Annotated in this window: 9 protein-coding genes; 4 read left to right on the top strand and 5 right to left on the bottom strand. The window is 45.0% G+C overall.

Annotated features, from left to right (window positions below):
• Window positions 1–165 precede the first annotated feature (165 nt).
• Window positions 166–1,587 (top strand): serine-type D-Ala-D-Ala carboxypeptidase, encoded by a 1,422-nt coding sequence (gene dacB / locus R7044_RS13610; RefSeq protein WP_017635897.1) that lies wholly within the window; start codon window positions 166–168, stop codon window positions 1,585–1,587.
• On the opposite strand, the gene R7044_RS13605 is transcribed toward dacB, so the two are convergent.
• Window positions 1,566–2,411 carry a magnesium transporter gene (locus R7044_RS13605; RefSeq protein WP_005380062.1) on the bottom strand — a complete coding sequence of 282 codons (846 nt, stop codon included), beginning with the start codon at window positions 2,409–2,411 and terminating at the stop codon, window positions 1,566–1,568. The genes dacB and R7044_RS13605 overlap by 22 nt on opposite strands.
• Window positions 2,412–2,829: 418 nt before the next feature.
• The gene (gene tyrS, locus R7044_RS13600) at window positions 2,830–4,017 is read right to left on the bottom strand and encodes a tyrosine--tRNA ligase (protein WP_017820416.1); all 1,188 of its coding nucleotides are present in this window, start codon (window positions 4,015–4,017) and stop codon (window positions 2,830–2,832) included.
• A gap of 130 nt (window positions 4,018–4,147) precedes the next feature.
• Between tyrS and R7044_RS13595 the strand changes: the two genes are divergently transcribed.
• Complete coding sequence (locus R7044_RS13595; protein ID WP_033905576.1) at window positions 4,148–5,440, top strand: peptidoglycan DD-metalloendopeptidase family protein; 1,293 nt, start codon at window positions 4,148–4,150, stop codon at window positions 5,438–5,440.
• A gap of 65 nt (window positions 5,441–5,505) precedes the next feature.
• Here the strand turns inward: R7044_RS13595 and vmeK are convergent, their stop codons facing one another.
• The 3 genes from vmeK to erpA form a co-directional block, all read right to left on the bottom strand.
• On the bottom strand, window positions 5,506–8,610 hold the full coding sequence (gene vmeK / locus R7044_RS13590) for a multidrug efflux RND transporter permease subunit VmeK (protein ID WP_225455629.1): 3,105 nt from the start codon (window positions 8,608–8,610) through the stop codon (window positions 5,506–5,508).
• A gap of 9 nt (window positions 8,611–8,619) precedes the next feature.
• Window positions 8,620–9,735, bottom strand: a complete 1,116-nt coding sequence (locus tag R7044_RS13585) for an efflux RND transporter periplasmic adaptor subunit (protein ID WP_005380030.1) — start codon at window positions 9,733–9,735, stop codon at window positions 8,620–8,622.
• Window positions 9,736–9,840: 105 nt separating this feature from the next.
• Window positions 9,841–10,182 carry an iron-sulfur cluster insertion protein ErpA gene (gene erpA / locus R7044_RS13580; RefSeq protein ID WP_005380031.1) on the bottom strand — a complete coding sequence of 114 codons (342 nt, stop codon included), beginning with the start codon at window positions 10,180–10,182 and terminating at the stop codon, window positions 9,841–9,843.
• Between the two features lie 246 nt (window positions 10,183–10,428).
• Between erpA and hemL the strand changes: the two genes are divergently transcribed.
• Together hemL and R7044_RS13570 are read left to right on the top strand one after the other, a co-directional pair.
• On the top strand, window positions 10,429–11,724 hold the full coding sequence (gene hemL / locus R7044_RS13575; protein WP_005380032.1) for a glutamate-1-semialdehyde 2,1-aminomutase: 1,296 nt from the start codon (window positions 10,429–10,431) through the stop codon (window positions 11,722–11,724).
• 345 nt (window positions 11,725–12,069) lie between these two features.
• Complete coding sequence (locus tag R7044_RS13570) at window positions 12,070–13,155, top strand: AI-2E family transporter (RefSeq protein WP_005386541.1); 1,086 nt, start codon at window positions 12,070–12,072, stop codon at window positions 13,153–13,155.
• Window positions 13,156–13,159: the final 4 nt, after the last annotated feature.

The raw sequence follows: 13,159 nt of genomic DNA, 5'->3' as shown, positions 1-13,159 counted from the left end.
TCGAATGCCCGCTTTAAGCGGGCATTTTTTATACTTCATTTTAAGCAGCGCGCCTTTCTCTCGTGTCTCATTCATGAAGACATTTGAAGCATTTCTTTAGTTACCTAGCATATTGAAAGGACTTGCGTATACTCAATCACATAACTCACCTTAGAAAGTATCATTATGCGTTTACGTTGGCCCTTGCTCATATTCTCTTCATTACTTTCTGCTTTTTCACAAGCGTACCCTCATCAAGAGGTGTTGCCTGAAGGCGCCCGCATCAGTTTAGTTGCGGAAAAACTCAGTGAAAATGCTGAGCTTGACGGTGTTCATCCTACCGAACAACTGTTCCCACCAGCGAGTACATTAAAAATCGTCACCGCATTAGCCGCAAAGCTAGAACTGGGTGATAATTTCCGGTTTCGAACCAAGCTGGAAACGTCGAACTCAGATACAGTGATTTACTTTGTCGGCGACCCAACACTCCAAACCAACGACTTAAAATCACTTCTCACTCTAGCTAAGAAAAATGGCTTAAAACGGATTAACGGTGACCTATGGCTCGATAACAGCGCATTCACTGGTTATAACCGTGCGGTGGGCTGGCCGTGGGATATCTTGGGAGTTTGCTACAGCGCTCCGGCATCGACCATCACACTCAATAACAACTGTGTACAAGCCTCTATCTATACACAAAAAGATGGTGGAACGCGGGTCTACGTACCAGAGCATCAACCTATTCGTGTCACAAGTACCGTAGAAACAGTTTCTAAAACCATTAAGAAAAGTCGTCATTGTGACTTAGGTTTAGTTGCAAATCCCGATAACAACTACAAGCTAACAGGGTGCTTGGTTGAAAGAGACAAACCATTGCCACTGAAATTTGCGGTTCAAGACCCTGAGCGTTACACCAGTCAAAGGTTGGCGGCTTTGCTCAAGGAGCTCAACATTGGGGTATCGGGAAAGATTAGGGTCGGTACGGCGCCAGAAAAGCAGCGAAAGCTCATCGCAATGCATCAATCAAAAGCCTTACCAGACATTCTCGAAGATATGCTCAAAAACTCTGACAACTTAATTGCCGACACATTAACCAAAACACTTGGCGCTAAATTTTTCGTTCAGCCAGGCAGTTTTACTAACGGGACAGAAGCGATCAAGCAGATCATTTTCGCCAACACTGGTATTGATATTCGTAATGCGCGCCTAGAAGACGGCTCAGGACTTTCGCGAAATAACCGGATCTCCGCGACCAAGATGGCTGAAATGCTGCGCTATATTTGGAAGCATGAAAACGAACTCAAATTGATTGCCATCATGCCGAAATCAGGTGAATCCGGCACATTAAAGTACCGACAAAGTATGCGAAAACTTCCAATTAAAGGACAGCTGATCGCGAAAAGTGGCTCTATCTACGGGACTTACAATATGGCTGGATATGGCTTGGATAAAAATGGTCAACCTAACACCATTTTTGTTCAGTTTGTTTCAGACTACTTCCCAGAAAAACGGGACGACAACACTCCTGTCATCGCCCCGATTACACATTTTGAGCAGCTTTTTTACAATGACATTGTGAACTTTAGTCAGGCAATACCTAAGAAATAGTTCACCACGTTAAAGTAAATCCACATTCCTGAAATATCGACGATAGACGCAAGAACTGGACTCACCAATACGGCAGGGTCCAACTTGCAAGCTCGTGCAATAATTGGCAACAGCCCGCCCAATGTTGTAGAAATGGTGACTTGAATGAACAGCGCAACTGCTATTGCCAGAGCGATATCGGTCAGTTCAAAGCCTCCTGTTGATTGTCCTGCACTAAATAACATAATGCGTCCAATCATCACGATAGCGATTGCTAGCGCAATAAATAGAGCGACTCGGCTCTCTTTCCACAAAACTTCTAACCATTGGCGTTTTTTTAACTCTCCAGTAGCAAGAGCACGAATCACCAAAGTTGCTGCTTGTGTTCCTGTGTTACCACCAGCAGCTGCAATCACTGGCATGTACACTGCAAGTAAAACAAGCTGACTAAGGGTGTCCTCATACTGAGCGATGATCAAGCCTGACACTATCCCTAAAAGAGCCAGCGCAATGATCCATCCAATACGCTGTTTTACATGCCCTAAAACACTAGTTGATAAATAACCATCGGGTGTATCAACTTCAGACATATGCAGACCCAGTTGGTGAGCATAATGACGTGCGCGTTTGTCATGACCTGCTTGCTCAAGTTGAGCAATAAGACTATTCACATAGCCGACAGAGCAATGCTGTAAAATACCTACAGCCTCATCAATCGGCATAACCGTAAGCAAATGGACTTGTTGCTCTTGCTCATACTGCAAGAATGCATTGCGAGCTGCACCAATTTCTACTTCAGAAAAGTTTGGTGTTGTTTCAATAAAAGTGTTGTTCATTACCGTCATGGCGAATCTCCCGATTGGCATTGGTAACGACCATCGACAAAGCATGAAAAAGCCACTCTCGCACGCTAAAAGTCAGACAACAAATAAGATGCACAGAGAAAACCAATGCGAATGCACTGTCTATTCAGAATGTATGAAGGAAATAACGAGAAAAAATTAGAAAAGATGCCTCACCACTTAGGTAAGGCGGAGATCGCCAATACCGAAGCGGGTTATTTCGCTCCCTTAATCTTACTCACCCAACGACTGGGAGGATGGTCGGTATTGTTCATGTAAATCTCCGATAGCGCTGCCATTATTGGCAGCGCAAGTATAGTAGCAAAGTTCATCAGGTATGGAAGTTTTACTTTGCCGTTTTTGCTAAATTTTCATACAAAAAAAGCGCCCTTCGGACGCTTTCATTTGCAGTCATTATGGATTACTGAATAGTAATACGAGCAAATTTACGTTTACCTACTTGGAACACGTAAGTACCCGCTTCTGGAGCAAATTTGCTGTCCGCAATTTTTTCACCATCAATCTTCACAGCGCCCTGCTTAACCATGCGCATCGCATCTGACGATGATGGACATAAACCTGCTTCTTTCAACAGATTACTCACTGGGCGACCTGCGTCAAAGTCAAACTCTGGCATTTCATCAGGAATTTGGTTCTTCGCAAAACGGTTTACGAATTCTTGCTCTGCTGCATCGGCATCGGCTTCACTGTGGAAACGAGCAATAATTTCTTTTGCTAGCAATACTTTGATGTCACGAGGGTTTTTGCCCGCTTCTACATCAGCTTTGAATTGAGCAATCTCTTCCAGAGGACGGAAAGAGAGCAGCTCGTAGTAGCTCCACATTAGGTCATCAGAAATAGACATGATTTTACCAAACATTTCGCTTGGCGCTTCGCTGATACCGATGTAGTTGTTTGCTGACTTAGACATCTTCTTCTCGCCATCAAGGCCCACTAGAAGCGGCATCATCAGTACAACCTGAGGTTTTTGACCGTGAGACTTTTGCAGTTCACGACCCATTAGAAGGTTGAACTTCTGGTCTGTACCACCTAATTCAACATCCGTTTCCATTGCTACTGAGTCCCAGCCTTGTAGAAGTGGGTACATGAACTCATGAATAGCAATTGGCTGACCACCCGCGTAACGCTTTTTAAAGTCGTCACGCTCTAGCATACGAGCAACGGTTTGGTTTGCCGCAAGGCGAATCATACCTTCTGCGCCCAGTTCAGACAGCCACTCAGAGTTAAACTGAATTTTAGTCTTTGCAGGATCGAGAATTTTGAACACTTGCTCTTTGTACGTTTCAGCGTTACGCAATACGTCTTCGCGACTTAGCGGTGGACGAGTTGTGTTTTTACCTGTTGGGTCACCAACCATTGCAGTGAAGTCACCGATTAGGAACGTCACTTCATGACCTAGTTCTTGGAACAAGCGAAGCTTATTGAAAATAACCGTATGGCCTAGGTGAATGTCAGGTGCTGTTGGATCAGCGCCCAATTTAATACGTAGAGGACGGTCTTCTTTTAGTTTTGCGATTAACTCTTCTTCTGGAATCAGCTCTTCAACACCGCGCTTAATCTCGGCTAGTGCAGCTTCAATGCTCGCCATTCTTGTTCACTCCCACAGATTTGGCAAAAATATAATAGCTGAACATATTACTTGAATAGCGATGCATTTTGAAACACGTTAGACTAGGTAGTTGTCACTTTTTCCGTTTAATTTAGCAATCAAGTACCTCATGCATTCGATTTTTGTCCGACTTCCACTCTTGCACAAAGTATTGATCGGTTTTTTTAGTGCGTTGATTATCTTCGCGCTCTTCTTTTTACCTGATCCGCAAGACCTAGACCCGCAGCAGAGCCGATTAAAAGTTGGTCAACATTATCCTGTGCCAGTTTCCCTCGAACTCAGTGCACTAAATAGTTCATCGCCTGCGGTTCCCGCCGTGCTGCGCTGGGAGACATACAAGGTAAAAAATGGCGAGAGTGCTGCCATCTTATTTAGTCGCGTAGGGCTTTCTGCTCGTCTATTACATGAACTGGTGTCATCAGACAAAGAAGTAGAAAAACAGTTAACTCGGCTTCGACCTGGTGACCGATTGCAATTTGGCTTTGACGAAAATAACGACTTGGTGCAGCTAAGAAGGACACTAAGCGCGTTCGAGACTTTTCGTATCACATTAAAAGACGGCAAGTACGTTTCTGAAGTTGATAAGAAAGAAGTCGACTTCCAGTACAACTACGCAGAAGCCACCATCAAATCAAACTTTTGGAATGCAGGAATATCTTCTGGATTAAATGGTAACCAAATCATGGAACTGGCTGGCATATTTGGTTGGGACATCGACTTTGCTTTAGATATTCGTAAAAACGATAGCTTCCGAGTACTTTACCAAGAGGAAGTGGTAGAAGGAGAAGTAATCGGCCGTGGAAAAATCATTGCTGCGATCTTTAAAAACCAAGGCGATACCTTTACCGCAATATTGGATCAGAAAAGTGGCAAGTATTACGACGAAAATGGGCGTGCAATGAAAAAAGCATTCTTACGCGCGCCGTTGGATTTCCGTCGAGTTTCGTCTAACTTCAACCCACGCCGCTTACATCCAGTGACGGGACGCGTTCGTCCTCATAGAGGCACGGACTATGCAGCACCAGTGGGCACCCCGATTTGGGCGGCTGGTGATGGTGTCGTTCAAAAATCGTCTTACAACAAATTTAATGGTAACTACGTTTTCATTAAACATAGTAATACTTACATTACCAAGTACCTGCACTTAACCAAACGTACTGTACGAGCTGGTCAACGCGTTAAGCAAGGCCAAACCATTGGTACGCTTGGCGGAACTGGCCGTGTAACAGGCCCCCACTTGCACTATGAGTTCCTTGTGAATGGTGTCCATAAAAACCCACGCACGGTGAATTTGCCACAATCTAAATCCCTGACAGGCAAAGCGAGACAAACTTTCATGGCAAACGCGAAAGTTAGCATGGACAAGCTTGAACGCTACAGCAAACTGTTAGCAATGAAGTAAGGCAAGGTATTGAAAAGGGCAGCTTCGCTGCCCTTTTTGTTTTGTCGATATCATCACGATAAAGCTTACTGTTCAGAGTGATGCCCTCTCCCGAGCATAAGCAAACACGGTGTCAGAACTAACGTTAGCAAAGTCGCAAATGCCAAACCACCCGCGACAGCGGTCGCAAGCTGAGACCACCATTGAGTGCTTGGTGCGCCAAACTCCACTTTCTGATTAACTAAGTCGATGTTCATTTCTAACACCATTGGCAATAAGCCTAATATGGTGGTCACCGTCGTGAGTAAAACGGGTCTTAAACGCTGCACACCCGTACGCAAAATAGCCTCAGATTTTTCTAAGCCACGTTTACGCATCTGATTATAAGTATCGATTAAAACAATATTGTTGTTTACCACGATACCAGCCAACGCAATCACTCCAATTCCCGACATAATGATGCCAAATGGCTTTTGGAAAATAAGTAACCCAGCGAAGACACCAACGGTAGAAAACAGCACTGCACTAAGGATTAAGAAAGCTTGATAAAAGCTATTAAACTGCGTAATTAAAATCAAAGCCATCACACCAAGCGCGACAATAAAAGCATTTTGCAAGAATGCTGATGAGTTTTCCTGCTCTTCATTTTGACCCCGAATCTTATATTCAATGCCTTCTGGTAAGTCGAGCTGTTCCATTCCAGCGGCAATCTTAGGTAACTCAAGCGCCAAATTGTAACCTTCCACCATATCCGCTTTAATATTGATAACTCGATGACCGTCGACCCGACGAATAGTGTCTTGCTTATGATCTGGTTTGATTTGAGCAAAATTCGTAATCGGAACCAGACCAGCTGCCGTTTTCACTCTCAGTTGATCAAATCGACCTATGTCGCGCTTATCTTGCGGATAGCGCACCAAAATATCGACTTCTTCATCCGCATCATCGGGCAAATAATCGCCTATTTTCAAGCCGTTCGTAACAAACTGGACGGTATTCCCGACTAAAGTAGCATCCGCTGCAAAGCGAGAGGCGTCATCTCGCTGGATATCAATTTGCCAATCAATCCCTTCCTTATTAGTGGTATCACTCAAGTTGGTCAGTGCAGGATTACCATCAGCCCAATGTCGTACTTTTTTGGCTGCTTCATCTAACGCACTAACACTCAAATTTCGTGATGACACTTCAATCACGAGATCATGCTCGACAGGCGGTCCTGCGTCCGGGAATTTATACTCAAGTTCAACACCATAAAAGCGGTCTGTCGTCTCTTTTAGTTCCTCAATAATGGTTTTCACTTTGCGTCGATACTGCCAATCCACAGGCGTTATTTGAATCTGGCCAATCTCGTCCCCATTATCGCTCGATCCTGTGCGCGTGTAGACACTTTCAAACTCGTCATGACCGAGCATCACCTTCTCGATTTCGCGCATAACAACATCTTTTTCGTGAATAGACAGGTCACCATAAGAACGAACTTTAACGGTAAAAAAGGCAGGGTCCACCTCAGGGAAAAACTCTGCACCCAAGCCAGCTTTGTTGTAAGTGAAGCCGACACCTGCCGCTAGCAGTATCGCGCTGAGTAAGACTTTCCATGGATGACGAATCGCTACCGACAGAGTCTGGTAATAAAGCTTGGTAATGCCTGTCGCTTTTTCAAAGTTGCCGTTATGCAGCTCCACCATTTCTCGCTGAGCTTTCTGATTGACTACTTGAGGCTTGCCAATGATCCCACCGATGACAGGAACGAACAATAAAGCCATCATCAGCGAAGCGGCCAAGGTAGCAATTAAAGTAAGTGGTAAGTACTTCATGAACTCACCAGTGATGTCTGGCCAGAAAAGTAACGGAGCAAACGCAGCCAATGTGGTTGCTGTGGATGCGGTAATAGGCCAGGCCATTCGCTTTGCTGCATCTCGATAGGCTTCTTTACGTGGCGTTCCTTCTTGCATGCGCCGATCTGCAAACTCTGTCACCACAATGGCACCATCCACCAACATGCCTACCGCCATAATTAAAGCAAACAGTACGACGATATTGACCGTCAGCCCAAATACCGATAACACCAACAACCCAGTCAAGAACGATCCTGGAATAGAAATCCCCACGAGAAGCGCGGTCCTAACCCCCAATATGGCAATAATGACGATAACTACGAGGATAATTGCGGATAAGATATTGTTTTGTAGATCACTGAGCATCAATTTGACATCGTCGGATTGATCCCAAGTATATTTAACTTGCAAATTGTCGGGCCACTCGGCGCGCTTCTGTCCCAGAGCCAGTACTTCTTTTACCAGCTCAACCGTTTCAATGATGTTTTCCCCTGCCCGTTTTTTTACGTCCAAAACGATGGCAGATTCGCCATCTAAACGAGCAAAACTTTCAGGATCGCGAAATGCACGTCGTACTGTCGCCACATCGCCAAAAGTGATCACCTCTTTGCCATTCACCTTGATCGGTAGTTCAAGCACATCTTTCAGTGAATCAAAAACCGATGGGACTTTTACCGAAAAGCGTCCATACCCAGTATCGACAAACCCCGCAGCCACAACTCGGTTATTCAAGGCAATTAAATTATAGATGTCCGCTTGATCGAGACCGTAGCTTTCCATCAATAGCGGATCGACAACTATCTCCACGATGTCTTCGCGATCTCCTGCGATTTCAACCTCAAGAACCTGACGGAAACTTTCCAAACGATCACGTAACGTTCTGGCAATCTGAACAATGGTTCGCTCTGGTACGGTGCCATAGAGCACAACGGTCAAAACAGGCTCTTCAGATGCAAACGTGACTTCGTTTACCGTCGGCTCATCACTGTCCTCTGGTAACTTTGGCTTCGCAAGATCAACTGCATCACGCACATCTGCCATCGCTTTATCAAGATCCACTCCGACACTAAATTCCAGCGTCACCGAAGCATGACCTTCTGATGCCACAGAGGTCATCTCTTTTACGCCTTCAATTGAACGCAGCTCTTGCTCTATTGGACGAACCAATAAACGCTCGGCATCGACAGGAGAAATGCCTTGATGCCCAACAGAAACGTAGATAATAGGAATGGTAATATCAGGGCTCGATTCCTTGGGGATTGTGACGTAAGTAATGACACCTGCAATTAATATCATCACCAACAATGTCAGCATAGTGCGAGCACGAGATAACGCAGCATCAATCAGAGTGTACATAGGTGCTCCTTACTGCTCATTAGCCGCTTCAATAACTACGTCATCAACTTTATTGGCCAGTACTTGATCACCATCTCGCACAAAACCTTGTCCCAGCACGATAATGTCTACACGCTCTCCTAACCCAGAGAGCCACACACCATCATCCTCGGCCTTAACGAGTTGAATTGGAACAAACTCAACATGCTCATTACGCAGTGTCTTGACACCTAAGTTACCTTCTTCATCTAGTGCTAACATGGCAGCCGTAATCTTTACTGCCAACACTTCACTCAACGGCAGCTGTACTTCTGCGCTCATACCGGCAGGAATTCTTGCGTCTTGATTATCAATTTCGATTTCAATTGGAAATGTATTAGTAGAAGCAGAAGAAACACGTCCAATGTAGCGCACACGACCTTGATGATGCTGTTGGTTAATGGTTCTTACGTCGGCTTCTAGGCCTTCCTTAAGGTATTGTATATGCCGTTCACTGACATCGGCTTCAATCACTAAAGTATCCAAATCAATGACCGTCGCAATAGGGTCGCCAATCCCGACAAAATCACCTAACTCAACAAAGTGGTGATCTACGATGCCATCAAATGGCGCTTTAACTTCAGTATTTCTTAAAGCCGTTTGCACGTTACTCAAATTCGCACGTGCATCTACCAACGCTGCTTGCGCTGTCGCAAATGCAACCTCACCTTGCAGTCCTCGACTTTTTAGCGATTTAGCTGCATTAAACTCTTTTTCTTTAACCAACAGCATCGCCTGGGCTCGTTTAAGTTGAATGCCAAGGTCGCGCTTATCGATGTTTGCGATCACTTGTCCCTGTTTGACCGCTTGGCCTTTCTTTATGTTAAGACTGACTATTTTACCGGCAACTTCAGCGCCAAGACGCGCTTGACGATTGGGCGCTGTTCGTCCATACAATTCAATGGTTTTACTAGTAGGTTCGGCAAGAAAAGTATCAAACATCACCTTTGCAAGTGGTGTCGTGTTCGTGGATGTTGAAGAGTTAGGATGATCATCTTGTGCTTTGAGTTGGCCGATGGTTAGCCATGCAACAAGAAGTAAGACGAGGATAAGAGATACTAGCCAAGGGCGCTCGACAATTCGGCGTCCAAAAGAAAGTCCAGACATATAAAGTCCTTTTTATTATTTCTCTGCATATCTGCGAGCGTGCGCTTTACGTGACATCCTTCTACATAAAGCACAGGCAGCCATTAGCTGCCTGTTAGGTGTTAATTACACACTGAACGATGCACCACAACCACATGTTGTCGTTGCATTTGGATTATTTACGAAGAAGCGCGCTCCTTCCAACCCTTCTGTGTAGTCAACAATACCGCCAACGAGATATTGCAGACTCATAGGGTCTACAACCAGTGTTACACCACTGTTTACGATTGTCGTATCGCCTTCGTTTACATTTTCATCAAAAGTAAAGCCGTATTGGAAGCCGCTGCAGCCGCCGCCAGTAATGTATACGCGCAGTTTCAATGCTGGGTTTTCTTCTTCAGCAATCAATGCTTTAACGCGAGATGCTGCTGCGTCAGAAAAAGATAATGGTACGTTTACTTCGCTCACGAAGACCTCTCTCACTCGTGTAATGCGTCAAGCCTGAAGCAAGACGTCAAATTTGTGCTAATTGAGACGATTATCCAATACCTGACAAACTCGTTCAAGTATTCGCCGCCGATTCTTTATAACAGATGCGGATATATAAGATTACACTGCGAAACAACACATAAATTAAGCAAAACGTTTCTAACTTGATTATAGCTAGGTACAATGCGCTCCACTTGGTCCGAGCAATCAAAAGAGGATAACCCCATGACCAAATCATCAGAGCTGTATCAAAAAGCTCAGCAAACCATCCCTGGCGGTGTCAATTCACCAGTTCGTGCATTCAACGGCGTTGGCGGCTCTCCGCTATTTATCGAACGAGCAGACGGTCCACTGATTTTTGATGCCGATGGTAAAGCGTATATTGATTACGTTGGCTCTTGGGGTCCAATGATTCTTGGCCACAACCACGCGGTTATCCGCGAGGCAGTAATTGATGCAGCGCAACGCGGTCTTAGCTTCGGTGCGCCAACAGAACTTGAAATCGCGATGGCAGAATTAGTTTCTGAGCTTGTTCCATCAATGGAGCAAATCCGCATGGTAAGTTCTGGTACTGAAGCTACGATGAGCGCGATTCGCCTTGCACGTGGCTTCACCGGTCGCGACAAGATCATGAAATTTGAAGGTTGTTACCACGGCCATGCTGACAGCTTGCTAGTAAAAGCAGGTTCTGGTGCACTAACACTAGGTCAACCAAGCTCTCCTGGCGTTCCTGCAGATTTTGCTAAGCACACGCTAACAGCAACATTCAACGACCTAGATTCTGTACGCGAGCTATTTGCTGCTAACAAAGGCGAAATTGCTTGTATCATCGTTGAGCCAGTAGCTGGCAACATGAACTGTATTCCACCAGTGGAAGGCTTCCACGAAGGGCTACGTGAAATCTGTGATCAAGAGGGCGCGCTACTAATTTTTGATGAAGTAATGACAGGCTTCCGTGTTGCTCTAGGCGGCGCGCAAGCACACTACAACATCAAACCCGACCTAACGACACTGGGTAAAGTGATTGGTGGCGGTATGCCAGTAGGTGCTTTCGGTGGCCGTAAAGAAGTGATGCAATACGTTGCACCTACAGGCCCAGTTTACCAAGCTGGTACCCTTTCCGGTAACCCTGTCGCAATGGCAGCAGGCTACGCATGTTTGAACCTTCTAAAAGAAGAAGGCAACGAAAAGCGCCTAGCTTCTAAAACGAAACAACTTGCTGAAGGTTTTAAGTCTCTAGCAGAAAAACACGGTATTCCGCTAGTTGTTAACCAAGTGGGCGGTATGTTCGGCTTCTTCTTCACTGACCAAGAAAAAGTAACTTGCTACGAAGACGTAACGAAGTGCGATGTAGAACGCTTCAAGCGTTTCTTCCACTTAATGCTAAAACACGGTGTCTACCTTGCGCCATCTGCGTTTGAAGCGAGCTTTACTTCACTCGCTCATGGTTCAAAAGAGATTGATGCCACACTAGAAGCGGCTGACCGCTGTTTTGCTGTTCTTGCAGAAGAAGCGAAATAATCGCTAAAAACGGCGATAACGCATTTAGAAAAGGACCGTAACGGTCCTTTTTTATTGCCAATTCAAAATAACCAATATCGCTAATACCCCAACGACAATGCCAAACCACGGTATTCGCTTAGCTTTTTTCTCGGTTTGACACTTTTTATCACCGTTGCAACAACCCATAGCTCATCTCTTGATTGATAACCGACTGATTTGTAGTCATTATAGCAAGGTACATCGCCCTGCTCTAATTCGGCATTGTCATAAGCTTGAAAGAGTTAAGAGTGCAAAGTAATAAAGGTTACACGCCATCATTGAAGGCATAAACCGTAAACGTCACCTGTAAGTTGGACTAATACCATGCCAAATAATGTAAAAATAACGTCGAGTCACCGAGTACTAATGGTTGCTTTACTCGCCGCTGCTTTTGCTTGCTACTTATTGGTTGAGCCATATATCAATTCCATTGTGATGGCTTTTATCATTTCTTTGCTCATGTTTCCGATACACGAATGGTTTGAGCAGAAAATTCCCAAGCACCCCAATATGGCGGCACTGCTGTCATGTGTCGTCTTGACGTTTATTATTGTTATCCCGCTTTTATTTGTGTTTGCCGCCATTGTTCAGCAAGGCTCTGTTTTCTCACAAAATACATATAATTGGGTTACCAATGGTGGTATCCAAGATATATTCCAACATCCTTTCGTTATCAAAGGCTTAGCGATTGTTAATGAGTACTTACCTTTTGATAAAATCGAGCCCAAAGCCATCGCTGAGAAAATTGGGCAATTTGCCACATCGTTTGGCTCTAACTTAGTTGCTATTAGCGCAAAGATTTTAGGAGACGCAACCAACTTCCTAATGAACTTCTTCCTAATGCTGTTTGTGTTGTTTTTTCTGCTTCGTGACCACGACAAAATTATCTCTGCGATTCGTCATATTCTGCCACTTTCACGTAGCCAAGAAGACCGAATATTGACAGAGATAGAGCAAGTTTCTAAATCAGCCGTAATGGGCTCATTCATGACGGCGATTGCTCAAGGTTTGGCTGGCGGCATCGGTATGTGGCTCGCCGGCTTCCCTGGGCTATTTTGGGGAACGATGATGGGCTTTGCATCATTCATTCCAGTGGTAGGAACCGCGCTAATCTGGATTCCTGCAGCAGCGTACTTGTTCTTAACAGGCGATATGACTTGGGCTATCTTTTTGACGGTGTGGAGTGTAGTTGTCGTTGGCTCTATAGATAACCTATTGCGCCCGTTGCTAATGCAAGGCAGCGCCGGCATGAATACCCTTATGATTTTCTTCTCATTACTGGGTGGTCTGCATCTGTTTGGTTTGATTGGTCTTATCTACGGCCCACTTATTTTTGCCGTGACCATGGTACTGTTTAATATCTACGAGGAAGAATTCAAAGACTTCCTTAACCAACAAGACAACAGCTAGTCAC

The sequence above is a fragment of the Vibrio sp. 1402 genome (assembly GCF_033340275.1).
Note: the sequence above shows the minus strand (reverse complement) of the source record. Positions and strands in the feature narration are given on the sequence as shown.

Coding starts and splice junctions, on each gene's coding strand:
- dacB (WP_017635897.1), top strand. CDS start 166: ATGCGTTTACGTTGGCCCTTGCTCATATTCTCTTCATTACTTTCTGCT.
- R7044_RS13570 (WP_005386541.1), top strand. CDS start 12,070: ATGCCAAATAATGTAAAAATAACGTCGAGTCACCGAGTACTAATGGTT.
- R7044_RS13585 (WP_005380030.1), bottom strand. CDS start 9,735: ATGTCTGGACTTTCTTTTGGACGCCGAATTGTCGAGCGCCCTTGGCTA.
- vmeK (WP_225455629.1), bottom strand. CDS start 8,610: ATGTACACTCTGATTGATGCTGCGTTATCTCGTGCTCGCACTATGCTG.
- R7044_RS13605 (WP_005380062.1), bottom strand. CDS start 2,411: ATGACGGTAATGAACAACACTTTTATTGAAACAACACCAAACTTTTCT.
- hemL (WP_005380032.1), top strand. CDS start 10,429: ATGACCAAATCATCAGAGCTGTATCAAAAAGCTCAGCAAACCATCCCT.
- tyrS (WP_017820416.1), bottom strand. CDS start 4,017: ATGGCGAGCATTGAAGCTGCACTAGCCGAGATTAAGCGCGGTGTTGAA.
- R7044_RS13595 (WP_033905576.1), top strand. CDS start 4,148: ATGCATTCGATTTTTGTCCGACTTCCACTCTTGCACAAAGTATTGATC.